General features: G+C 72.0%; 19 protein-coding genes, 3 tRNA genes and 1 pseudogene. 16 read left to right on the top strand and 7 right to left on the bottom strand.

Annotated features, from left to right (window positions below; translation table 11 throughout):
• The 5 genes and pseudogenes from ESG85_RS11200 to ESG85_RS11180 form a co-directional block, all read left to right on the top strand.
• Nucleotides 1-271, top strand: a pseudogene (locus ESG85_RS11200) (DNA polymerase III subunit gamma and tau); the annotation flags it as partial.
• Nucleotides 272-332: 61 nt separating this feature from the next.
• Nucleotides 333-1,583, top strand: coding sequence for a phosphoribosylamine--glycine ligase (purD, locus tag ESG85_RS11195; protein ID WP_128978054.1), 1,251 nt, complete (start codon nt 333-335; stop codon nt 1,581-1,583).
• A gap of 378 nt (nt 1,584-1,961) precedes the next feature.
• Nucleotides 1,962-3,797, top strand: a complete 1,836-nt coding sequence (locus tag ESG85_RS11190) for a hypothetical protein (RefSeq protein ID WP_128978052.1) — start codon at nt 1,962-1,964, stop codon at nt 3,795-3,797.
• A gap of 321 nt (nt 3,798-4,118) precedes the next feature.
• Nucleotides 4,119-5,579 (top strand): N,N-dimethylformamidase beta subunit family domain-containing protein, encoded by a 1,461-nt coding sequence (locus ESG85_RS11185; RefSeq protein ID WP_128978050.1) that lies wholly within the window; start codon nt 4,119-4,121, stop codon nt 5,577-5,579.
• 88 nt (nt 5,580-5,667) lie between these two features.
• Nucleotides 5,668-6,579: a phosphoribosylaminoimidazolesuccinocarboxamide synthase gene (locus ESG85_RS11180; protein WP_128978048.1), complete on the top strand. Its 912-nt coding sequence runs from the start codon at nt 5,668-5,670 to the stop codon at nt 6,577-6,579.
• Nucleotides 6,580-6,622: 43 nt separating this feature from the next.
• Here the strand turns inward: ESG85_RS11180 and ESG85_RS11175 are convergent.
• The 4 genes from ESG85_RS11175 to ESG85_RS11155 form a co-directional block, all read right to left on the bottom strand.
• Nucleotides 6,623-6,698: transfer RNA gene (locus ESG85_RS11175), tRNA-Gly, on the bottom strand.
• Nucleotides 6,699-7,063: 365 nt separating this feature from the next.
• Nucleotides 7,064-7,136: transfer RNA gene (locus tag ESG85_RS11165), tRNA-Gly, on the bottom strand.
• Nucleotides 7,137-7,223: 87 nt separating this feature from the next.
• Nucleotides 7,224-7,295: transfer RNA gene (locus ESG85_RS11160), tRNA-Gly, on the bottom strand.
• A gap of 191 nt (nt 7,296-7,486) precedes the next feature.
• On the bottom strand, nt 7,487-7,831 hold the full coding sequence (locus ESG85_RS11155) for a histone-like nucleoid-structuring protein Lsr2 (RefSeq protein WP_128978046.1): 345 nt from the start codon (nt 7,829-7,831) through the stop codon (nt 7,487-7,489).
• 328 nt (nt 7,832-8,159) lie between these two features.
• Here ESG85_RS11155 and purS point away from each other — a divergent pair, with 328 nt between their 5' ends.
• From purS to ESG85_RS11130, 5 genes are all read left to right on the top strand, one after another.
• Nucleotides 8,160-8,429, top strand: coding sequence for a phosphoribosylformylglycinamidine synthase subunit PurS (gene purS, locus ESG85_RS11150; RefSeq protein ID WP_128978044.1), 270 nt, complete (start codon nt 8,160-8,162; stop codon nt 8,427-8,429).
• Nucleotides 8,426-9,106 (top strand): phosphoribosylformylglycinamidine synthase subunit PurQ, encoded by a 681-nt coding sequence (purQ, locus tag ESG85_RS11145; RefSeq protein WP_128978042.1) that lies wholly within the window; start codon nt 8,426-8,428, stop codon nt 9,104-9,106. The genes purS and purQ overlap by 4 nt, the downstream gene beginning before the upstream one ends.
• The gene (gene purL, locus ESG85_RS11140; protein WP_128978040.1) at nt 9,106-11,391 is read left to right on the top strand and encodes a phosphoribosylformylglycinamidine synthase subunit PurL; all 2,286 of its coding nucleotides are present in this window, start codon (nt 9,106-9,108) and stop codon (nt 11,389-11,391) included. The genes purQ and purL overlap by 1 nt, the downstream gene beginning before the upstream one ends.
• 169 nt (nt 11,392-11,560) lie before the next feature.
• On the top strand, nt 11,561-12,061 hold the full coding sequence (locus ESG85_RS11135) for an ArsR/SmtB family transcription factor (RefSeq protein ID WP_246094930.1): 501 nt from the start codon (nt 11,561-11,563) through the stop codon (nt 12,059-12,061).
• Nucleotides 12,062-12,202: 141 nt separating this feature from the next.
• On the top strand, nt 12,203-13,096 hold the full coding sequence (locus ESG85_RS11130; protein ID WP_128978038.1) for a M23 family metallopeptidase: 894 nt from the start codon (nt 12,203-12,205) through the stop codon (nt 13,094-13,096).
• A 309-nt stretch (nt 13,097-13,405) separates the two neighbouring features.
• Here the strand turns inward: ESG85_RS11130 and ESG85_RS11125 are convergent, their stop codons facing one another.
• A complete protein-coding gene (locus ESG85_RS11125) occupies nt 13,406-13,816 on the bottom strand; it encodes a nuclear transport factor 2 family protein (RefSeq protein WP_128978036.1) in 411 nt (136 codons plus the stop codon).
• Nucleotides 13,817-13,882: 66 nt separating this feature from the next.
• On the opposite strand from ESG85_RS11125, the gene ESG85_RS11120 reads away from it, so the two are divergent.
• The 4 genes from ESG85_RS11120 to purM all read left to right on the top strand — a co-directional run bounded on the left by ESG85_RS11120 (nt 13,883) and on the right by purM (nt 18,860).
• Nucleotides 13,883-14,686: a maleylpyruvate isomerase family mycothiol-dependent enzyme gene (locus tag ESG85_RS11120; RefSeq protein ID WP_128978034.1), complete on the top strand. Its 804-nt coding sequence runs from the start codon at nt 13,883-13,885 to the stop codon at nt 14,684-14,686.
• Nucleotides 14,687-14,941: 255 nt separating this feature from the next.
• Nucleotides 14,942-15,781 (top strand): META domain-containing protein, encoded by an 840-nt coding sequence (locus tag ESG85_RS11110; protein ID WP_128978032.1) that lies wholly within the window; start codon nt 14,942-14,944, stop codon nt 15,779-15,781.
• A gap of 414 nt (nt 15,782-16,195) precedes the next feature.
• Nucleotides 16,196-17,722 (top strand): amidophosphoribosyltransferase, encoded by a 1,527-nt coding sequence (gene purF / locus ESG85_RS11105; protein ID WP_128978030.1) that lies wholly within the window; start codon nt 16,196-16,198, stop codon nt 17,720-17,722.
• A gap of 55 nt (nt 17,723-17,777) precedes the next feature.
• Nucleotides 17,778-18,860: a phosphoribosylformylglycinamidine cyclo-ligase gene (gene purM / locus ESG85_RS11100; RefSeq protein WP_128978028.1), complete on the top strand. Its 1,083-nt coding sequence runs from the start codon at nt 17,778-17,780 to the stop codon at nt 18,858-18,860.
• A 169-nt stretch (nt 18,861-19,029) separates the two neighbouring features.
• Here purM and ESG85_RS11095 read toward each other — a convergent pair whose 3' ends face one another.
• Together ESG85_RS11095 and ESG85_RS11090 are read right to left on the bottom strand one after the other, a co-directional pair.
• Complete coding sequence (locus ESG85_RS11095) at nt 19,030-19,284, bottom strand: DUF3073 domain-containing protein (RefSeq protein WP_128978026.1); 255 nt, start codon at nt 19,282-19,284, stop codon at nt 19,030-19,032.
• A 287-nt stretch (nt 19,285-19,571) separates the two neighbouring features.
• A complete protein-coding gene (locus ESG85_RS11090) occupies nt 19,572-20,660 on the bottom strand; it encodes a Leu/Phe/Val dehydrogenase (protein ID WP_128978024.1) in 1,089 nt (362 codons plus the stop codon).
• 153 nt (nt 20,661-20,813) lie between these two features.
• On the opposite strand from ESG85_RS11090, the gene ESG85_RS11085 reads away from it, so the two are divergent.
• Both ESG85_RS11085 and bldC read left to right on the top strand, forming a co-directional pair.
• Entirely contained in the window at nt 20,814-21,665 is an 852-nt protein-coding gene (locus ESG85_RS11085) for a DUF8083 family protein (RefSeq protein ID WP_128978022.1), read from the top strand.
• Nucleotides 21,666-22,191: 526 nt separating this feature from the next.
• Nucleotides 22,192-22,398 (top strand): developmental transcriptional regulator BldC, encoded by a 207-nt coding sequence (gene bldC / locus ESG85_RS11080; protein ID WP_003949541.1) that lies wholly within the window; start codon nt 22,192-22,194, stop codon nt 22,396-22,398.
• Nucleotides 22,399-22,549: the final 151 nt, after the last annotated feature.

Genomic DNA, 22,549 nt, shown 5'->3' with positions numbered 1-22,549 from the left:
CCCCGGCCCCGCCCCCGTACAGCCGCAGCCGCACGCCCCGGCCCCCGCGCCCGTACGGCCGCAGCCGCCGGCGCAGCAGGCGCCCGCCCCGGCGCACAGCCCGCACACGCCGCACGACCCGCAGACCTCGCAGGCGCCGCCCCCGGTCGCGCCCGAGGACGACGTGCCGGAGGAGGACGACCCGGACCTCGTGGACTCCGCGCTGTCCGGGCACGAGCTGATCGTGCGCGAGCTCGGCGCCACCGTCCTGGAGGAATACACGAACGAGTAGGGGCGTCTCGCTCAGCGGCCCGCACAAAGATCACGGGCGGCCGCGGGCTACCCTGGCTGGCGTGAAGGTCCTCGTCATCGGCGGCGGCGCCCGCGAACACGCCCTGTGCCGCTCCCTCTCCCTCGATCCCGACGTCACCGCTCTGCACTGTGCGCCCGGCAACGCCGGAATCGCCGAGGTCGCCGAGCTCCACCCCGTCGACCAGCTCGACGGCGCGGCCGTCACCGCGCTCGCGACCGAGCTCGGTGCCGAGCTCGTCGTCGTCGGCCCGGAGGCCCCGCTCGTCGCGGGCGTCTCCGACGCCGTCCGCGCGGCCGGCATCCCGGTCTTCGGACCCTCCCAGGAGGCCGCCCTGCTGGAGGGCTCCAAGGCCTTCGCCAAGGACGTCATGGCCGCGGCCGGCGTGCCCACCGCCCGCAGCTACGTCTGCACCACCCCGGAGGAGATCGACGAGGCGCTCGACGCCTTCGGCGCTCCGTACGTCGTCAAGGACGACGGTCTCGCGGCCGGCAAGGGCGTCGTGGTGACCGACGACCTGGAGCAGGCCCGGGCGCACGCCCTCGCCTGCGACCGCGTCGTGATCGAGGAGTACCTGGACGGCCCCGAGGTCTCCCTCTTCGCCATCACCGACGGCGTGACCGTCCTCCCGCTGCAGCCCGCGCAGGACTTCAAGCGCGCGCTCGACGGCGACGAGGGCCCGAACACCGGCGGCATGGGCGCCTACTCGCCGCTGCCGTGGGCCGACCCCAAGCTGGTCGACGAGGTCCTGGAGAGCGTCCTCCTGCCGACGGTCGACGAGCTGCGCCGCCGGGGCACCCCGTTCTCCGGCCTGCTCTACGCGGGTCTGGCGCTGACCAGCCGCGGCGTCCGGGTCATCGAGTTCAACGCGCGCTTCGGCGACCCGGAGACCCAGGTCGTCCTGGCCCGCCTCAGGACGCCGCTGGCCGGCGTCCTGCTGAACGCGGCCAAGGGCACCCTCGCCGACCAGGCCCCGCTCGCCTGGCGCGACGAGGCGGCCGTCACCGTGGTCGTCGCCTCCCACAACTACCCGGGCACCCCGCGCACCGGCGACCCGATCGAGGGTCTGGCCGAGGTCGCGGAGCAGGACGCGCCGCACGCGTACGTGCTCCACGCCGGTACGAAGCGGGACGGCGACGCCGTCCTCAGCGCGGGCGGCCGGGTCCTCTCGGTCACCGCCACCGGAACGGACCTGGCCCAGGCCCGCGAGCGTGCCTACGCGGCGGTCGGCCGCATCCGTCTTGATGGTTCGCAGCACCGTACGGACATCGCCCTGAAGGCCTCCGAGGTCTGACCAACGCTTGAGCAAGGCCCCGAGCAAGGCCTGAGCAAGGCCTGAGCAAGGCTTGAACGAGGCCTGAACGAGGCCGCATCCGGCCGAACGAGGCGCGGCCGTGCAGTGAACCGCACGGCCGCGCCTTCGTCATCACCATTGCCCAAAGCCATTCCATCGGGTGACGACTCGCCCATCTGGATGACGCCCGCCGAAGCCCCAACTAGGGTGCGGCGAAAGCGTTCCGGCACTTGGCCCACCGACATTGCGATGTCAGTGACGGGTGCCACAGTGGGGGAGTGACCAACACCGCCACGGGCAGTCCCGGCCGGGGAAGTCCCGGCCGGGTCGGTCCCCACCAGGGCAGTCCCGACCAGGGCAGGAGGGGGTGATGTCGGCGTGACCGGTACGGGTTCAGCGGCCGGCGACGAGCTCGGCGCGCGCGCCGCGCGCGCCCGGGCCCTCGCGGTGCTCCGCGTGCGCGGCAGGGCACTCGGCCTCGCGGTGCTTCCCGCCGCCGTCGCCGTCGTCCTGTACGCGGGCGGGGTCACCGGCCACATGACCGGCCCCGGCTGGGACACCGCCCGCTGGGTGATCACCGTCCTCGCCGTGGTCGTCCTGCTCGTCGCGGCGGCCGTGGCACTGGTGGTGGCCCGCTCGGAGCCGGCCGTCACACCGACGGTCGAGCTCGCCGAGAGCGCGGCCCCCGATCTGTACCGGCTGGTGCGCGACCTCGCCGACCGCCTCGGCGTCCCCGAGCCCTCCGCGATAGCGCTCACGCCCGACTGCGACAGCTGGCTCGAGGACCGCTCCCATCCCGCGCACCGCCGGCACGCGGCCGGCGAGGCGCCCGTCCTCGTCATCGGCTCGCCGTTCCTCTGGTGGATGCGGGTCGGCGAGCTGCGCGCGGTCCTCGCGCCGGTCGTCGCGGGCACCGGACCGGCGGCACACCCCGACATAGCCGCCGCCCGCCGCTTCGTCCGCGGCCTCGACGCGGCCGTCGCCGTGCCCCGGCGCCCCGGCCTCGACCCGGTCCGCAGGCTCGGCGCGCTGGGCGTCGGACGGCTGGCCGGGATCATGCTGAAGGGCTGCCGCGGCCATGCCGCCGAGATGGAGCGCGGCGTCGCCGCGGCCGGCTCCGAGCGCGCCCAGGCCGTGGACTACGGCGTACGGATCGTCGCCCAGGAACAGGTCGGCCTCGCCTACGCGGGTTGGGACCGGCTGCTCACCCGGGTCGCGCTGCCCGCCTGGCGCATGGGCCGCTGGCCCGCGCGCCTCGACGCGGGCGTGGTCTCCGCCCTCACCGAACTGTCCCGCCGCGACCGGCTCGCCGACAGCTTCGCCTCGCGGCTCGGCGAGCGCCCCGCCTGCGACCTCCTGGAGGAACCGGGCGCGGTCGACGAGGCCGCCTCGCTCCTCGCCGCCCGCCTCTTCCACGGCGTCCCGGCCGAACCGAGCCCGGACTGGGCCCCGGTGGAGTGGAGCGAGTACGCGGAGGAGGTCGTCGACCGCACATGGCGCGCCGACGCGGCCCGTCTCCACCAGGTTCTGGACCGCCTGGGCCTGGGCACCCCGCAGAGCCCCACCGCGCCGTCGGGCGCCGCAGGGAACACCCCGACGCTGGCCCGGATCATGGCCCACCTGACGACGAGCCCGAGCGGCACGGCCCCGTCCACGGCTACCGAGACCGCCGGCACCGAGACCGCCGTCACCGAGGCTGCCGCGACCGAGACCGCCGTCTCCGAGGCTGCCGTCCCCGAGGCCCCTGTTACCGAGGCCCCCGCCACCCCCGACCCCGCCACCGAGGCCCCCGCCACCGAGGCCCCCGCCACCGAGACCGCCGTCACCCCCGCCCTCGTCACCGAGGCCGCCGACGCCCTCGCCGCCGCGCTCACCGCGCAGACGGCCCGTGAGGAGGGGCTGCGACCGGTCGTGCCGACCGCCGAGGGGCCCGACGGGCCGCTGCCGCTGTTCCCGCTCCAGCCGCCCCGCACCGGTCGCGACCTGCTCGCCGACCACGTCGCCGCGATGGTCTGCTGCGCCGCCGTCGACTCGGCGGACGCGGCTCCGGGCCTCGACTGGCTGGACGGCCCGGCTTTGTTCGTACGGGGCGAGCGGAGCACCGACCTCACGCCGGCCGTGCTGTGCCTGGTCGAGGACGGAGACCCGCGGCCCCTGCGTGCCTGGCTGACGAAGACCGGCGTCCGGCCGGAGAAGCCCGTCCGCCTCGTCTGACGCCGCCGGCTCCCGGCCGTCCCGGCAGCCGTTCCGGAGGGGTGTCTTCCACTCTCGTCAATTCACGACGAACGGTGACGGAGTGGGTGCGTTATGTGATGTGCTGGAGACCGGCACTGACAGAGGCACCACCAACAGGCAGACACCAGGGGCACTGACCAGCCGACCACCCGAGCGGTCGACCACCCGACCGCCCGAGCAGTCGGCCCAGCGCAAGCAACGAAGCGAAGCAGCCAAGCCAAGCAACGAAACCAAGCAGCCAAGCAACCAAGCAGCCGAACAGCCGAACAGCCGACCGGGGGAGCCGAGGGAGGGCGCGACATGGGGGCGGAGCAGATCAGGCGGTGGGAGTCGGGCGCGCTCGCCCACGCCGTCTCGGATCCCTTCGGCCAGGGGCCGCTGCCCTGGCTGCGCGGTTCCGAGAACTACTTCGACGACACCGGCCAGATGGTGCCGTGGTACGCGGACGAGACCCTGGCCCGCGGCGGTGTCGGCGGCCCCCGCACCGCCGACGACGTGCGCGGCCAGATCAAGGGCTTCGCGTCCGACGGGGCGGTGGCGCCGGGCGAGGCGATCGATTTCCACATCACCGTGGACCCGCCGCAGCAGTTCTCGGTCGACGTCTACCGCATCGGGCACTACGGCGGCGACGGGGCCGCCAAGATCACCACGAGCCCCCGGCTCTCCGGCATCGTCCAGCCGGCCCCGCTGACCGCCGACCGGACCGTCTCCTGCCACCACTGGTGGCAGTCCTGGCGCCTGCAGATCCCGTCGTACTGGTCGATCGGCGCGTACGTCGCCGTGCTGACCACCGCCGACGGCTACCGCTCCCACATCCCGTTCACGGTGCGCGACGGGCACCCGGCGGACCTGCTGCTCGTGCTGCCGGACGTGACCTGGCAGGCGTACAACCTCTATCCCGAGGACGGCCGCACGGGCGCCAGCCTCTACCACGCGTGGGACGAGGAGGGCCGGCTGCTCGGCGAGGAGGAGGCGGCCGTCACCGTCTCCTTCGACCGCCCGTACGCGGGCGCCGGACTGCCGCTGCACGTCGGGCACGCGTACGACTTCATCCGCTGGGCCGAGCGCTACGGCTACGACCTGGCGTACGCGGAGACCCGCGACCTGCACGCGGGCCGGGTGGACCCAAGCCGCTACCGGGGCCTGGTCTTCCCCGGCCACGACGAGTACTGGTCGGTGCCGATGCGCAGGACCGTCGAGCTGGCCCGCGACGTGGGCACCTCGCTCGTCTTCCTGTCGGCGAACACCATGTACTGGCAGGTGGAGCTGGCGCCCTCGCCGTCCGGCGCTCCCGACCGGCTCCTCACCTGCCGCAAGCGCCGCGGCCCGGGCCGCCCCGCGCTGTGGCGCGAGGTCGACCGTGCCGAGCAGCAGCTGCTCGGCATCCAGTACGCGGGCCGGGTGCCCGAACCGCACCCGCTGGTCGTACGGAACGCCGACCACTGGCTCTGGGAGGCCACCGGAGCCGGCGAGGGCGACGAGATCCCGGGCCTGGTCGCGGGCGAGGCCGACCGCTACTTCCCGCGCACCGCGCTGCCCGAGCACCAGGGCCGCATCCTGCTCGCCCACTCGCCGTACCGGGACGGCGAGGGCGTGCGGCGGCACCAGGAGACGAGCCTCTACCGGGCCCCGTCCGGCGCCTGGGTCTTCGCGTCCGGCACGTTCGCCTGGTCGCCTGCGCTCGACCGGCCCGGCCACGTGGACGCCCGCGTCCAGCGCGCCACCGCGAACCTGCTCGACCGCATCTGCAAGCGGGACTGAGCGGGGGGTCACAGGGCCCGGCGGTCCGGGGCGTCGGGATGTGCGAGAGAATCGGGCACGCTCCTGGATCAACCTACGCGGAGGAACCGTGTCCGGATTCGTAGAAAAGCCCGAACCCGTCCAGGTCCCGGGCCTCACCCATCTCCACACGGGCAAGGTCCGCGACCTGTACCGCAACGAGGCGGGCGACCTCGTCATGGTGGCGAGCGACCGCCTGTCCGCGTACGACTGGGTGCTTCCCACCGAGATCCCCGACAAGGGGCGGGTGCTCACCCAGCTCTCGCTGTGGTGGTTCGAGCGGCTCGCCGACCTGGTCCCCCACCACGTCCTGTCGACCGAGCTTCCCGCCGGCGCCCCGGCGGACTGGGCCGGCCGCACGCTGATCTGCGCGTCCCTGAACATGGTCCCGGTCGAGTGCGTGGCCCGCGGCTACCTCACCGGTTCCGGCCTCGTCGAGTACGAGGAGTCCCGCACCGTCTGCGGTCTCGCGCTGCCCGAGGGCCTCACCGACGGCTCCGAGCTGCCCGCGCCGATCTTCACCCCGGCGACGAAGGCCGCCGTCGGCGACCACGACGAGAACGTCTCGTACGAGGAGGTGGCCCGCCAGGTCGGCGCGGAGACGGCCGCCCTGCTGCGCCAGACGACCCTCGCCGTCTACGGCCGGGCCCGGGACATCGCCCGCGAGCGCGGGATCATCCTGGCGGACACGAAGTTCGAGTTCGGCTTCGAGTCCACGGAGGAGGGCGACCGTCTGGTCCTCGCCGACGAGGTCCTCACCCCGGACTCCTCCCGCTTCTGGCCGGCCGACCAGTGGCAGCCGGGCCGCGCGCAGCCCTCGTACGACAAGCAGTTCGTGCGCGACTGGCTGACCTCGCCGGCCTCCGGCTGGGACCGCAAGAGCGAGCAGCCGCCGCCGGCGCTGCCGCAGGAGGTCGTGGAGCGGACGCGCGCGAAGTACGTGGAGGCGTACGAGCTCCTCACCGGCAACCGCTGGTCCTGAGGAACGGGAAAACCCCCGGTCGGATCGACCGGGGGCTTTCTCATGGAGCGGACGACGAGATTCGAACTCGCGACCCTCACCTTGGCAAGGTGATGCTCTACCAACTGAGCCACGTCCGCATGCGCCGTAGCGCGCTGCTAACTATACACAGGATCGCGGCGGCGAAGGGCAGGGTTTCCCGGCCCGCGACCTGTGGGCGTCACCACATCCCGCGGAGAAGGGGAGCGAACGCAGGGAAGCGGATGCGCGGAGGCGGATGCGTGGAGGCGGAAGTGCGGATGCGCGGCAGCGCGGATGCGGAAGTGCGGGTGCGCGGAAGCAGACGTACGAAGGAGGCAGAAGCAGAAGCAGAAGCAGAAGCAGAAGCAGAAGCAGAAGCGGAAGCGGAAGCAGACGTACGACGTAAGCAGACGTACGACGGAAGCAGAGGCGCGGCTGCACGACGAAGGCCCCGGTTCCTGAGAACCGGGGCCTTCGCTCCCTGAGCGGACGACGAGATTCGAACTCGCGACCCTCACCTTGGCAAGGTGATGCTCTACCAACTGAGCCACGTCCGCATGCCTCCGACCGGCTTTCACCGGGCGGTGCGAGCACCACTTTACCTGATCGACCGGAGTGGTCGGTAACCGGTATCCGTGGTGCAGAGCGGGTGACAGGGATCGCACACTGCGCCTTCCCCCTGGAAGGGGGCTGTTCTGCTACTGAACTACACCCGCACGCTGCGTGGGACTCGGCTGCGCGGCCTCGCCCCTCGGCGTGATCCAGACTCTAGCGGATCATGGGGGGTGCAACGCAAATCCGGTTCCGGATCGCGGGGCCGGCGGCCGGGAGCGCGGCTCGGTCCGCAGTTCCGCCCGCGACTCGGCCCGCGTCCCCGCCGACGGCTCCCCGCTCCGCTCCGGTCCGTTCAGCTCGCCGCCCGGAAGGCCTCGTAGACCCGCTTCGGGATGCGGCCCCTGGCCGGCACGTCCAGCTTGTTGGACTGGGCCCAGGCGCGGACCGCGGCGGGATCCGGCTCGAGGGTGGTGTGCCTGTAGCCGCCGTCGCCCGGCTTGCCCGACTTTCTGTGACCTGCCGCACTCACCTTCCGCCCCGCGGCCAGGTAGGGGGCGAGGACCTTGCGCAGTTTCTTTGCATTGGCGGGATTCAGGTCGATCTCGTACATCTTCCCGTCCAGGCCGAACGCGACCGTTTCCGCCGCTTCTCCGCCGTCGATGTCGTCGAAGAGAGTGACCACTACTCGCTGAGCCACGGATATCGGTCCTTTCCTGCGGATCGCCGTGTCATCTGAGGGGTTGACATCGCCCTGACCTGCTGCGATGTCGATGTGACGGCCACCCGGGGGCAATATTGCGTTCCTCTGCATTCCTTTGTACAGCGACGGGTGTCGCAGGGGGAAGCCCAGGCAATTGTTTCCGCGTGTCACGGGTGACGGGCAGAGGTCGGCGGTATTCCACTGGAATTCACCCGGAGTGGCGTTTCGTTGCCCTTTGGAGGATCCTTCAGGTCTCTACCCGCGTAGATTTTGGAGGGAGGTACGCTGAGGGAACCGCCCACGCAACACACCACCGGGAGTGCCAGTGGCACGCGTCGTAGTCGACGTCATGCTCAAGCCGGAGATCCTCGACCCGCAGGGACAGGCGGTGCAGCGTGCACTGCCCCGCCTCGGATTCGACGGGATCGCCGACGTCCGCCAGGGGAAGCGCTTCGAGCTGGAGGTGGAGGGACCGGTCGACGACGCCGCTCTCGCCCGCATCCACGAGATGGCCGAAACCTTCCTTGCCAACACCGTGATCGAGGACTTCACCGTCAGGGTCGAGTCCACGGAAACCGCCGGGGCCTCGTCGTGACCGCACGCATCGGCGTCGTCACGTTCCCCGGAACGCTCGACGACCGGGACGCGCTGCGCGCCGCCCGTCTGGCGGGCGCCGAGCCCGTCTCGCTGTGGCACCGCGACAAGGACCTCAAGCAGGTCGACGCCGTGGTCCTCGCGGGCGGCTTCTCGTACGGCGACTACCTGCGGGCCGGAGCCATCTCCCGCTTCTCGCCGGTGATGGAGACGATCATCGAGCAGGCGAAGGCGGGCATGCCCGTCCTCGGCATCTGCAACGGCTTCCAGATCCTCACCGAGGCCCACCTGCTGCCGGGCGCCATGCTGCGCAACAACCACCTCCACTTCATCTGCCGCGACCAGAAGCTGCGGGTGGAGAACGCGGAGACCGCCTGGACCTCGGACTACACCCGGGGCCAGGAGATCGAGGTCCCGCTCAAGAACATGGACGGCCGGTACGTCGCCGACGAGCGCACGCTCGACGAGCTGGAGGCCGAGGGGCGGGTGGCCTTCCGCTACCTGGACGTCAACCCCAACGGCTCGCTGCGCGACATCGCGGGCATCACCAACGCCGCGGGCAACGTGGTCGGCCTCATGCCGCACCCCGAGCACGCCGTCGAGCCGCTGATCGGCACCGGCAAGACGGACGGTCTCGGTTTCTTCACCTCGATCCTCAAGAAGCTGGTCAACGCCTGATGCTGCCTTCTTCCGGGGGGCGACCCCCGTACCCCCGAGCTTTCGACACCGTCAAGCACGCGAGCGAGACGCCGGACAGCGAGCAGCCCTGGAAGGAGCTCGGCCTCAAGGAGGACGAGTACGCGCGCATCCGCGAGATCCTCGGCCGCCGGCCCACCGGCGCCGAGCTCGCCATGTACTCCGTCATGTGGTCCGAGCACTGCTCGTACAAGAGCAGCAAGGTCCACCTGAAGCAGTTCGGCGAGAAGACCCCCGAGAACGACGCCATGCTCGTCGGCATCGGCGAGAACGCGGGCGTCGTCGACGTCGGCCAGGGTTACGCGGTCACCTTCAAGGTCGAGTCGCACAACCACCCGAGCTACATCGAGCCCTACCAGGGCGCGGCCACCGGCGTCGGCGGCATCGTCCGCGACATCCTCGCCATGGGTGCCCGCCCGGTCGCCGTGGTCGACCCGCTGCGCTTCGGCGCCGCCGACCACCCCGACACCAAGCGCGTGCTGCCCGGTGTCGTCGCCGGCATCGGCGGCTACGGCAACTGCCTGGGCCTGCCCAACATCGGCGGCGAGGTCGTCTTCGACTCCTGCTACCAGGGCAACCCGCTGGTCAACGCCGGCTGCATCGGCGTCATGAAGCACGAGGACATCCACCTCGCCAAGGCCTCCGGCCCCGGCAACAAGGTCATCCTCTACGGCGCCCGCACCGGCGGCGACGGCATCGGCGGCGTCTCGGTCCTCGCGTCCGAGACCTTCGACGACACGAAGCCGACCAAGCGCCCCGCCGTCCAGGTCGGCGACCCGTTCCAGGAGAAGCTCCTCATCGAGTGCACCCTGGAGATCTTCCAGGAGAAGCTGGTCGCGGGAATCCAGGACCTCGGCGGTGCCGGCCTGTCCTGCGCCACCTCCGAGCTGGCCTCCGCCGGCACCGGCGGCATGCGGGTCGACCTGGAGAAGGTGCACCTGCGCGACGCGACGCTCTCGCCCGAGGAGATCCTCATGAGCGAGTCGCAGGAGCGCATGTGCGCGATCGTCGAGCCGCAGCACGTCGACCGCTTCCTCGAGATCTGCGAGAAGTGGGACGTCATCGCGGTCGTCATCGGTGAGGTGACGGACGGCGAGCGTCTGGAGATCTTCTGGCACGGCGAGCAGATCGTCGACGTCCCGCCGCGCACCGTCGCCCACGAGGGCCCGGTCTACCACCGGCCGTTCGCCCGCCCGGAGTGGCAGGACGCCCTGCAGGCCGACGACGCCGGCAAGCTGCCCCGCCCGCAGGGCGGCGCCGAGCTGAAGGACCAGGTCCTGAAGCTGGTCGGCTCCCCGAACCAGGCCTCCAAGGCGTGGATCACGGACCAGTACGACCGCTTCGTGCAGGGCAACACGGTCCTCGCGCAGCCCGAGGACGCCGGCATGGTCCGGATCGACGAGGAGACCAACCTCGGCGTGGCCATGGCGACCGACGGCAACGGCCGGTACGCCAAGCTCGACCCGTACACGGGCGCGCAGCTCGCGCTGGCGGAGGCGTACCGCAACGTCGCCGCCTCCGGCGCCAAGCCGCTGGCGATCTCGGACTGCCTGAACTTCGGTTCGCCCGAGGACCCGGCCGTGATGTGGCAGTTCGCCGAGGCCACCCGTGGTCTCGCGGACGGCTGCCTCCAGCTGGGGACCCCGGTCACCGGCGGCAACGTGTCGCTGTACAACCAGACCGGTGAGGTCGCGATCCACCCGACGCCCGTCGTGGCCGTCCTCGGTGTGATCGACGACGTCGACCGCCGCACCCCGATCGCCTTCGCGGAAGAGGGCCAGCTCCTCTACCTGCTCGGCGACACCAAGGAGGAGTTCGGCGGTTCGGCCTGGTCCGAGGTGATCCACCAGCACCTCGGCGGCATGCCGCCGGCCGTGGACCTCGACCGGGAGAAGCTGCTCGGCGAGATCCTGATCTCGGCCTCCCGTGACGGCATGATCGACGCGGCCCACGACCTGTCCGACGGCGGACTCGTCCAGGCGGTCGTCGAGTCCTGCCTGCGCGGCGGCAACGGCGCGCGTCTGGTCGTCCCGGACGGCCTGGACGCGTTCACCTTCCTCTTCAGCGAGTCGGCCGGCCGTGCGGTCGTCGCCGTCCCGCGCAGCGAGGAGCTCCGCTTCACCGACATGTGCGGTGCGCGAGGTCTGCCGGCCACCCGGATCGGTGTCGTCGACGGCGACGCGGTCGAGGTGCAGGGCGAGTTCAGCGCCTCCCTGGAGGAGCTGCGCGCCGCGCACGAGGCGACGATCCCGGGCCTCCTGGCCTGACGTCACGCGCTACAGAAGGGGCCCCTGCCGGAAGGCGGGGGCCCCTTCGCGTTCCCCGCGGGCGGGATCCGTGCGGCCTTCCTGGCGCGGGGGGCCGTCGCCGGGCACGGTGCTGGGCGCTGCGGCCTCGATGTTGCACGCTGCTACGTGATTACGTAATCTCGTATTCGTGGAGATCGAAGAGCGCGTCGCCGCACTCGAGCGGCGTATGGCGGCACTGGAGAGCACCGGCCGTCCGGAACACACCCCGGCCGACGGGGACTTCTGGGCACTCGACGGCCTGAAGGCGCAGCTCGCCGAGGTGGCGGCGGACGACGGCGGCGTGCTGTACGCCGGTGCGGTCCGGCTGCCGACGGGCGAGCGGTACGAGTGGCAGTCCGGTGGCCTCGCCGAGGACCTGCTGGACCGGGACTGGTCCGAGGCCGCCGATGCGTTCGCCGCGCTCGGTCATCCGGTACGGCTCCGGCTGCTGCGCGAGATCCTGGGCGGCCGGCGCACGGCCGCCGAGCTGGCGGACCTGGAGGAGATCGGCACGACCGGCCAGATCTACCACCACCTGCGGCAGCTCACCGCCGCGGGCTGGCTCCACACCACCGGACGCGGCCGCCACGAGGTCCCCGGGGGGCGGGTCGTCCCGCTGCTCGTTCTCCTCACCGGCGCCCGTCCCTGACACGACACCGGCCCACGTCGTCACGACTCCGACGTGCCGACGTGCCGACGTGCCGACGTGACGCCCGCGCACGTCCCGGGCGATGCCGACCACGCGCCCGGGGCGGGCACCGAGCGCATGACCGACCAGGGGGAAACGTTCATGTCCGTACGAAGGAGTCCGAGGCGCGTACGCCGGATCGCGGGGCTCGTACACCGCGCGCTCTGGCTGCTGTTCCTCGTCCAGACGCTCGTCTCGTTCGCCGTCGACCTGCCGTACCCGTACGTGGTCGGCTGGCTGCCCGCCGCGGCCGCCGGCGTCCTCGGCCTCGGCCTCGGCCTGACCAGGCGCAAGCAGATCCGGGCCCTGCCCGAGCGGGCACCGGTCGAGGTGCTGCCCCCGGTCACCGGCCGCTGGTCGGCGCTGAACAGCCCCGCCGACCGCGTCCCCAGCCACGGCACCCACCAGTACGCGCAGACCCACGCGATCGACATCACCGCCGAGTCCGACGAGCGGCCGCGCCCCGCGCCGGCCCTGATCTGGCCGCTCGTGCGGCGCGGCACCGCCTTCCCCGCGTTCGGGGCGCCGGTGCGCGCGGTCGCGGCCGGCACGGTGACGAGCGCCGAGGACGGCCTGCGCGACCACCTCAGCCGCACCTCGCTGCCTGCCGTGCTGTACATGCTGTTCGTCGAGTCGGGCGTACGCGCCCTCTTCGGCGCCCGCCTCGTGACCGGCAACCACCTGGTCCTGGACCTCGGCGACGGGACGTACGCGATGTACGGCCACCTCCGGCGGGGCTCGCTGACCGTGCGCCCGGGCGACCGGGTCACCGCCGGGCAGGTGCTGGCCGACTGCGGCAACTCCGGCAGCTCCTCCGAGCCGCACGTCCACTTCCAGCTGATGGACGGCCCGGACGCGGACACGGCTCTCGGCGTCCCGTTCACCTGGAGCGGGGTGGGCGTGCCGAGGAACGGGGAGACGTTCGAGGTGCCGTTGCCGGGCGCGGAGGGGGTCGCCACGACTGCCGGCGGCCGAAGCGCCCGCCTGACGGCCTGACGGCCTGACGGCCTGACGGCCTGACGGCCTGACGGCCTGACGGCCTGACGGCCTGACGGCCTGACGGCCTGACGGCCTGACGGCCTGACGGCCTGACGGCGTGACGACGTGACGGCGGCCCGGCGGTCGAAGCGCCGCCTTACGGCCGCCTGACGACCGCCTGACGGCGGGGCCCGCGCCGTGGCCCCGGCCACCGGGCCTGTCCCTGACGCCGGGCCTGTCCCTGACGCCGGGTCTGCCCTTGGCCACCGGGCCTGCCCCTGACGCCCGGTCTGCCGGCAACCGGGCCTGCCGCGGGCTCACGGCCGGTTACTCGGCCTGGCCCCAGAAGGCGTCCGACTCGGCGATGTCGGCCACGCACTCGTCGAGGTCGGAGACCTTCTCGCCGATGATCGTGAGGAAGAGGCCGCCCTCCATCTCGATGCCCCGGTCGCCCCGGTCGGCGTGCCACTTGTGGACGCACATGACGTGGCCCCTGCCGTCCGGGTAGACTCCCTTCAGCTCGACGCGGAAGGTGCCGTCGGTCAGTTCCATGAGCTTGCCGTAGTGGGCGAGGACGTTGTCCCGGCCCTTGAAGTGCCCGGACATCTGGCTCTCGCCGGGCGAGTGATGGGCGCAGTCGCCGGTCAGGAGGGAGGCCAGCGTCTCCATGTCGCCGCTGCTGAACGCTTCGTAGCCCCTGCGCGCCAGAGCCGCATCGGGGTGCTCGTGATGGGTCATGGCCCCGCCACTGCCTTTCGTGAGCGGACGTCCCCCTCCCTCAAGTCTCGGGGCTAGCCTCTGCCCATGCCACCTGCCAAGAAGCGCACCCGCCGGTACGACTCCGCCAAGGTCCGGGCCGCCGTGCTCGCCCAGTTCGGGCACGTCGCCGACGCCGTGACCGGGCTCGCGCCCGACCGGCTCGACCGGCCGACGGGCCTGGGCGCGTGGACGGTGTCCGACCTCGCCGCGCACGTCGCGTGGATCGCGGACTCGCTGGCCGGCTCGCTCGACCGCCCGCCGGCCGCTCAGCTCCCCGCCAAGGGCGCGCTCCTTCCGCACCAGTGGCCCTTCACCACCGTCGAACTGTCCGGGCGGATCGCCGACGCGGCGCGCGAGACGCTCGGAGGAGCGCCGCTGCCCGAGCTGTACGAGCGGGCCGGCCGCCGGCTCGCGGAGGCGCTCGCCGCGCACGACGACGACCGGGTGCTCGACCTGTGGATCGGCCCCATGCGCCTCGGTGACTTCCTGGTCACCCGTACCGTCGAACTCGTCGTCCACACCGACGACCTGAACAGGGCCGCGGGGCTGGACGTGCCCCTGGACCGGCAGGCGCTCGCCGCCTGCACCCGGCTGCTCGCCGACGCCCTCGCCGAGAAGGCGCCGGGCGGGGCGGTGGAGATGCGGGTGCCGCCGTTCGCGGTCGTGCAGTGCGTCGAGGGCCCGCGGCACACCCGCGGCACCCCGCCGAACGTGGTCGAGACGGACCCGCTGACCTGGATCCGGCTCGCGACCGGCCGGACCGACTGGGCGACGGAGCGGGACGCGGCCCGGGTCAGCGCGAGCGGGGAACGGGCCGACCTGTCCGCGCTGCTGCCGCTGATGGCCTGACGGCTTGGCGGTTTGACGGCCGGACGGCCGGACGGCCGGACGGCTTGGCGGCGGCGCGGTCAGGGCCGCCGGGGCCGGGGTCGCCGGGGCCGCCGGGGCCGCCAGGGTCGCCGGGGCCGCCAGGGTTGCCGGGGCCGGGCGACGGCGCACCGGCCGCGGCCGGGTGGCGCCGCCGCGGCCGGTGGCGCTGCCACGGCCGGGTGAGGCGGCCCTCGTCCGGCGGAACCGTCCCGACCGGGCGCCCGTCCCATCGGCATGCTGCAGACGTCGCGCGCACTCGCCGCCACCACCGCCGTCACCGCTCTTGTCGCCCTTCTCGCCGCGTGCGGCGCGGAGGGCGGCACCGGGTCAGGGGCGGGTGCCGCCCCGGGCGCCCCCGATCTCCCCGTCGCCGACAGCAACTGGACCATCGCCGCGGTCACCGTCGACGGCACCCGGTCCGTGGCCCCGCCCGGCGCGCGCCTGGAGATCGAGGGGAACGGCCGCGCCCAGGGCCACAGCGGCTGCAACGGCTTCGGCGCCGACGTCGCCGTGAAGGGCGACACCCTCACCGTCTCCACCCACGAGGTCACCTCGATCGGCTGTCCCGGCGACCGCGAGCGCTTCGAGCGGACCCTGCTGCAGGCCTTCAGCGGCGAGCTCAAGGGCAAGGCCGTGGCGAAGGGACTCACGCTGACCTCGCCCGACGGCCGCCGGAGCCTGGAGCTGACCGCCGAGTCGGCCGCCCCGCTGGTCGGCACGGCCTGGACGGTGGACGCCCTGCTCGACGGAGGGACCGCGGCCTCGCTCCCGGCGGGTTCCGAGGGCAAGGCGAAGCTCACGTTCGGGAAGGACGGCCGGCTCACCGGCAGCCTCGGCTGCAACCGGATCACCGCCCCGGCGGAGATCTCGGGGAAGACCATCACGCTGGGCGCGATCGGGACGACCCGGATGATCTGCACGGGCCCGGAGATGGACCTGGAGACCAAGCTGTACGACGCCCTCGACGGCCCGCTGACCTACGAGCTCGACCACCGCACCCTGACGATCACCGACGGGGACGGCCAGGGCTTCACGGCCCGCGCGGAACCGGCGCCGGCGAAGGCCGAGGGATAGGCGGAGGGTCCGGCCGAGGGGCAGGCCGAGGCATAGGCGGAGGGGCCGGTCGAGGTGCGGGCCGACGCCGCGTCGGCACCAGGCCGAGGAATAGGCCGAGGGGCAGGCCCAAGCCGGGTCGGCGTCAGGCCGGGAAGGAGCAGGGGGCCGCGCCGACCAGGGGCGGAGGCAGGTCAGGCGGGGCCCGAGCGGGTGCCGGGAGGCCGTAGGTCTGCGACCTCCGTCACATCCCGGTCGGCCCGCCCTCGCCGTACGAGCGTCCGCTCGGATCACCCGACCGGGCGGTATCCCTTACCCCGCCTGCTTTGTGGGCTCCGACAAGCCACAGACGATCAGATTGTGTGATCGTACAGCCCCGTATCACGCCTCCGTGCGAATTCGGACCGGTGGTCGATCTCGCCTACACTCGGTGGCGTGCCACGCGGAGACGGTCGACTCAATCACGATCTGCTCCCCGGTGAGAAAGGCCCCCAGGACGCTTGTGGCGTCTTCGGTGTCTGGGCTCCGGGTGAAGAGGTCGCAAAGCTCACGTACTTCGGGCTCTACGCCCTCCAGCATCGGGGCCAGGAATCCGCGGGAATCGCGGTAAGCAACGGCTCCCAGATCCTCGTCTTCAAGGACATGGGCCTCGTGTCCCAGGTCTTCGACGAAACTTCTCTCGGTTCCCTCCAGGGTCACATCGCGGTCGGTCACGCCCGCTATTCGACCACTGGCGCGTCCGTGTGGGAGAACGCGCAGCCGACGTTCCGGGCGACCGCCCACGGCTCCATCGCGCTCGGCCACAACGGCAACCTGGTGAACACGGCCCAGCTCGCCGAGATGGTCGCCGACCTCCCGAAGAAGGAGGGCCGCACCAGCCGGGTCGCGGCCACCAACGACACCGACCTGGTCACCGCGCTGCTCGCGGGCCAGGTGACCGAGGACGGCACGCCGCTCACGATCGAGCAGGCGGCCGCCAAGGTCCTGCCGGACGTCAAGGGCGCCTTCTCGCTCGTCTTCATGAACGAGCACACCCTCTACGCGGCCCGTGACCCGCAGGGCATCCGCCCGCTGGTGCTCGGCCGTCTCGAGCGCGGCTGGGTCGTCGCCTCCGAGAGCGCCGCCCTCGACATCTGCGGTGCGACCTTCGTCCGCGAGGTCGAGCCGGGCGAGCTGATCGCCATCGACGAGAACGGCATCCGCACCTCTCGATTCGCGGAAGCGAAGCCCAAGGGCTGTGTCTTCGAGTACGTGTACCTGGCCCGCCCGGACACCGACATCGCCGGCCGGAACGTGTACCTCTCCCGCGTGGAGATGGGCCGCCGGCTCGCCAAGGAGGCCCCGGTCGAGGCCGACCTGGTGATAGCGACCCCGGAGTCCGGCACCCCGGCCGCGATCGGCTACGCGGAGGCCTCCGGCATCCCGTTCGGCGCCGGCCTGGTCAAGAACGCCTACGTCGGCCGGACCTTCATCCAGCCCTCGCAGACCATCCGCCAGCTGGGCATCCGGCTGAAGCTGAACCCGCTCAAGGAAGTCATCAAGGGCAAGCGCCTGGTGGTCGTCGACGACTCGATCGTCCGCGGCAACACCCAGCGCGCACTGGTCCGGATGCTCCGCGAGGCCGGCGCCGCCGAGGTCCACATCAGGATCTCGTCCCCGCCGGTGAAGTGGCCCTGCTTCTTCGGCATCGACTTCGCCACCCGCGCGGAGCTGATCGCCAACGGCATGTCGGTCGAGGAGATCGGCAAGTCGCTCGGTGCGGACTCGCTCTCGTACATCTCGCTCGACGGGATGATCGAGGCGACCACCATCCAGAAGCCCAACCTGTGCCGCGCCTGCTTTGACGGCGAGTACCCGATGGAGCTTCCGGACCCGGAGCTGCTCGGCAAGCAGCTCCTGGAGACGGAGCTGGCCGCCGGCCCCGCCGCCACCGCGGCCGCCGACGCCCTGCGCCGCCCGTGAGACCACGCTGCACCCCCGCAGTGACGCAGTAAACGACACGAAAGCTCTGAACCCCATGTCTCAGACCGTGAGTGCCGCAGGCGGCGCCAGCTACGCCTCTGCGGGCGTCGACATCGAAGCGGGCGACCGCGCCGTCGAGCTCATGAAGGAGTGGGTGAAGAAGACGCGGCGCCCCGAGGTCCTCGGCGGCCTCGGCGGCTTCGCCGGCCTCTTCGACGCCTCCGCCCTCAAGCGCTACGAGCGCCCGCTGCTCGCCTCGGCCACCGACGGCGTCGGCACGAAGGTCGACATCGCCCGCCAGATGGGCGTGTACGACACCATCGGCCACGACCTGGTCGCCATGGTCATGGACGACATCGTCGTCTGCGGCGCCGAGCCGCTCTTCATGACCGACTACATCTGCGTCGGCAAGGTCCACCCCGAGCGGGTCGCCGCCATCGTCAAGGGCATCGCCGAGGGCTGCGTCCTGGCCGGCTGCGCCCTCGTCGGCGGCGAGACCGCGGAGCACCCGGGCCTGCTCGGCCCGGACGACTTCGACGTCGCCGGCGCGGGCACCGGCGTCGTGGAGCACGACCGGCTGCTCGGCGCGGATCGCATCCGTACGGGTGACGCCGTGATCGCCATGGCGTCCTCGGGTCTTCACTCCAACGGGTACTCGCTCGTCCGGCACGTGCTCTTCGACCGGGCCGGCATGAACCTCGACCAGCAGGTCGAGGAGTTCGGCCGGACGCTGGGCGAGGAGCTCCTGGAGCCCACCAAGATCTACTCGCTGGACTGCCTGGCGCTCACCCGGACCACCGACGTGCACGCCTTCAGCCACATCACCGGCGGCGGCCTCGCCGCCAACCTCGCCCGGGTGATCCCGGACGGCCTGCACGCCGTCGTCGACCGGTCGACGTGGGCGCCCGGCGCGGTCTTCGACCTCGTCGGCAAGGCGGGCCGGGTGGAGCGCCTGGAGCTGGAGAAGACCCTGAACATGGGCGTCGGCATGATGGCCGTGGTGCCCGCCGACTCGGTGGACGTGGCCCTGGCGACGCTCGCCGACCGCGGTGTCGAGTCCTGGGTCGCCGGCGAGATCACCGAGCGCGGCGAGCGGACGACCGGCGCGGAGCTGATCGGCGACTACGCCACCCGGTAAACCGGCTGAACCCACGAAGGAGCGCCCCCGTCCGGGGTGCTCCTTCGTCGTTTCCGCCGAAGGCGCTCGTCGGGGGCGGCCGGTGAGCCGTCGTGAGGGCTCTGGGCGGGCCGGGACAGCGCAGAAACCCGGTCCGGGTACCCCGGACCGGGTTTCGATGTTCAGAAGGTCAAGCGCGACGCCGAGAGGACGCCGGACCGGACTCGTCGTCCTCGTCCTCGTCGTCGGTGTTGTAGAGATCCGCGTACTGCGCGTACGGGTCGTCTTCCTCGTCGTCGTCCTCGAACGGCTCGCCATTCGGCGGCTGGCTCGAAGTCGATGCGCCCAGCTCGCTGGCCAGACGCGCAAGGTCAGTCCCGCCGCTGCTGTACTTCAGCTGGCGGGCGACCTTGGTCTGCTTGGCCTTTGCCCGGCCGCGCCCCATGGCTCGACCCCCTCGGTGACGGAGCTCTCTGGCCCCAGAGTCTTGACACGCGTTCATGATCCGGAACGGACTCTCGGAGAGAGACCGGTCCGTAGGGCTTCAACGGTACCTGTTTCCGTCGGTCTACGGTACGCCGCGCGCATCACATACCCCGGTACAGAACCATCGAGGTGCCCTGTCCTCGCTGGTCAGTCGCGATTTTAACCTCTTCTTGCGGTCCGACCCGCCGATCGGCGTGAGCGAAGTCTCGCGAATCGCTCGCCGACCGGCGGGCCGCCCCACCGGATTCAGGCCCGACGTGCCTCGGCCATGCGCTGCTCGGCGATCCGGTCGGCCGCCGCGGCCGGCGGAATGCCGTCGGCCTTCGCACGTGCGAAGATCTCGAGGGTGGTGTCGAAGATCTTCGTCGCCTTGGCCTTGCAGCGGTCGAAGTCGAAGCCGTGGAGCTCGTCGGCGACCTGGATCACCCCGCCGGCGTTGACCACGTAATCGGGCGCGTACAGGATGCCGCGCTCCACGAGGTCCTTCTCGATGCCGGGGTGGGCCAGCTGGTTGTTGGCCGCGCCGCAGACGACGGCCGCGGTGAGGAACGGCACGGTCTGCTCGCTCAGCGCGCCGCCCAGGGCGCACGGGGCGTAGACGTCCAGGCCCTCGGTGCGGATCAGGGCGTCGGTGTCCGCGGCGACGGTGACCTGCGGGAACTTCTCGGTGATCCGGCGCACCGACTCCTCGCGGACGTCGGTGACGACGACCTCGGCGCCGTCGGAGATCAGGTGCTCGACCAGGTAGTGGCCGACCTTGCCGACGCCGGCGACGCCGACCTTGCGGCCGCGCAGCGTCGGGTCGCCCCACAGGTGCTGCGCGGAGGCGCGCATGCCCTGGAAGACGCCGAAGGCGGTGAGGACGGAGGAGTCGCCGGCGCCGCCGTTCTCGGGCGAGCGGCCGGTGGTCCACTGGTTGGTCCGGGCGACGACGTCCATGTCGGCGACGTAGGTGCCGACGTCGCAGGCGGTGACGTAGCGACCGCCGAGGGAGGCCACGAAGCGGCCGTAGGCGAGGAGCAGCTCCTCGGTCTTGATCTTCTCGGGGTCGCCGATGATGACGGCCTTGCCGCCGCCGTGGTCGAGGCCGGCCATGGCGTTCTTGTACGACATGCCGCGGGAGAGGTTCAGCGCGTCGGCGATCGCCTCGGCCTCGGTGGCGTACGGGTAGAAGCGGGTGCCGCCGAGGGCCGGGCCCAGGGCGGTGTTGTGAAGGGCGATGACGGCCTTGAGGCCGGTGGCGCGGTCCTGGCACAGCACGATCTGCTCGTGGCCGCCCTGTTCCGAGTGGAACAGGGTGTGCAGTACATCAGGAACGCCGGTCACATCGGTCACGGTGGTGACTCCCAAAACGAAGCGGCGGAAGGTCCCCCCTGCGGGTGGGGGTGGGACCAGGTCGGGAGCAGGGTAAGTCCTACCTGGCCGTAGCAGGGAAGCAGTGCCGAGGATCACCCTCTCGCGGAGTACGGCCGTGGAAGGATTTGCGACATGTCGGTCCCCTCCTCGGTGCTCGTGCCCTATGCCGCGTACCTGCGGGTGTACGAGCCGCTGGTCGCGTTCCCCGAGCCGGAGCGGGGCCACTGGGCCCGCTACGCGCGCCGTGCGGACCTCCCGGGCGCGCAGGACGAACTGCGGCGGGCGCTGGCGGACTTGGTGCCGGTGCCGCCGGTACCGGTGCCCGTGCACGAGAGCGCGGACGCGTTCGTGACGACGGTGGACGGGACGGTCCTGGTCTGTCCGTGGCGGACCCGGCTGCGGGCCTGGCTGGCGATGGGGGAGCTGACGGGCGGGACGCTGCCCGCTCCGGTCCTGGACGCGATGCTGCCGCCGGTGGTGCGGGCCCAGGCGGCGGCGGACCACGAGCGGTGGCTGGAGCGGAACCCGGACGCGCGGCCGTGGATCCGGGGCGCGGTGTGGCGGGTGCCGTTGAGCTGGTTCGCGGTGTTCTCGGACGAGGAGCGGGAGTACGCGCCGGGGGACCGGGCGGCGGGCGAGGCGCCGGTCCTGCGCTACCGGACGCCGATGGCGCAGGCGCGGCGGCGGCTGGCGCGGGCGCTGAAGGCGCTGCGGGGCGCGATCGCGGAGGGCCCGATGACCGAGAGCCTGGTCGGGGTGGGGCGCTGGCTGGAGGAGTTCCATCCGCGGGCGCTGGTGGAGCTGGACTACGGCGGTCTGGTGCACGCGGTGGGCGCGGAGGCGCTGGCGGCGGACCGGTCGGCGGCGGACGTGGCCGCGGGCATCGCGGCGTTGCGGGACGGCGACGGCGCGGGCGCGGAGGAGGCCTACGGGCGGCTCGCGGAGCGGTGGCGGGCGATCCGGGACCTGCAGTTCGCCAACTGACGGCGAAATAGATGATCTTCATTACTGGACACCGGACCGGGTCTTTGGTGTGCTCCTGTGGGGCCCTTGGGGCGGGTGGGGCAGGACGTAGGTCCCGATCCGGGCCTTTGGCTCAAGCGTGACGGACAGCACTAAAGGCACCCTTGCGCCCATCACCTACCCTCGTGCCAAAATAGGACAAGGAGTCCGGGGAGGGTTCCTTCCGTCCAAGTAAGGACGGAAAGCTCGACATTGCACTCTATGGGGGGTCTGAGGACTCCTGATCGCTCTGTGACTGATCGTCACAGTGGCGTGACTGTCCGTTATGGCATGGTCCATCGACTTCCGCCGCTGATGAACACCTGCGAGGGCAATTCCATCGGTTTGGCCGACGTGGCTGGACGGATGGTGTAGTTGTAGTGCCGAGGACAAGCCGTTCGTCCTATAACCGACTCGACCCGCTTCTGCCATTTCGGGCAAGGCGGGTCAAGGTGCAGAATTTAGAGGAAAGAACCGAGAAGGTTCGGTTCTCCCGAGGAGGCCGCTCATGACCGCTCGCACCCCTGATGCCGAGCCGCTGCTGACCCCTGCCGAGGTTGCCACGATGTTCCGCGTGGACCCGAAGACGGTGACCCGTTGGGCCAAGGCCGGCAAGCTCACGTCCATCCGCACCCTGGGTGGACACCGCCGGTACCGCGAGGCCGAGGTCCGCGCTCTGCTGGCGGGCATTCCCCAGCAGCGCAGCGAGGCCTGAGGCGCCCGCGACGCACGCGACACCCCGTAACACCGGGCACTTTCCGGGTCCCCCAACCCGGTTCGCCCCACCCCAAAGCTCTGCCGACGCGTGACCTGCCCCAACAGGTTCCCCGTCTTCGATCGCGCTGGACTCCGCCGGGTCCAGCGCG

The sequence above is a fragment of the Streptomyces roseicoloratus genome (genome assembly GCF_004117935.1).
GTDB lineage: Bacteria > Actinomycetota > Actinomycetes > Streptomycetales > Streptomycetaceae > Streptomyces > Streptomyces roseicoloratus.
Note: the sequence above shows the minus strand (reverse complement) of the source record. Positions and strands in the feature narration are given on the sequence as shown.

Bases quoted from the DNA above. Each gene is read 5' to 3' on its own strand.
- ESG85_RS11185 (WP_128978050.1), top strand. From the start codon at position 4,119: ATGGGGGCGGAGCAGATCAGGCGGTGGGAGTCGGGCGCGCTCGCCCAC.
- purL (WP_128978040.1), top strand. From the start codon at position 9,106: ATGCTGCCTTCTTCCGGGGGGCGACCCCCGTACCCCCGAGCTTTCGAC.
- ESG85_RS11130 (WP_128978038.1), top strand. From the start codon at position 12,203: ATGTCCGTACGAAGGAGTCCGAGGCGCGTACGCCGGATCGCGGGGCTC.
- ESG85_RS11125 (WP_128978036.1), bottom strand. From the start codon at position 13,816: ATGACCCATCACGAGCACCCCGATGCGGCTCTGGCGCGCAGGGGCTAC.
- ESG85_RS11120 (WP_128978034.1), top strand. From the start codon at position 13,883: ATGCCACCTGCCAAGAAGCGCACCCGCCGGTACGACTCCGCCAAGGTC.
- ESG85_RS11110 (WP_128978032.1), top strand. From the start codon at position 14,942: ATGCTGCAGACGTCGCGCGCACTCGCCGCCACCACCGCCGTCACCGCT.
- purM (WP_128978028.1), top strand. From the start codon at position 17,778: ATGTCTCAGACCGTGAGTGCCGCAGGCGGCGCCAGCTACGCCTCTGCG.
- ESG85_RS11095 (WP_128978026.1), bottom strand. From the start codon at position 19,284: ATGGGGCGCGGCCGGGCAAAGGCCAAGCAGACCAAGGTCGCCCGCCAG.
- ESG85_RS11085 (WP_128978022.1), top strand. From the start codon at position 20,814: ATGTCGGTCCCCTCCTCGGTGCTCGTGCCCTATGCCGCGTACCTGCGG.
- bldC (WP_003949541.1), top strand. From the start codon at position 22,192: ATGACCGCTCGCACCCCTGATGCCGAGCCGCTGCTGACCCCTGCCGAG.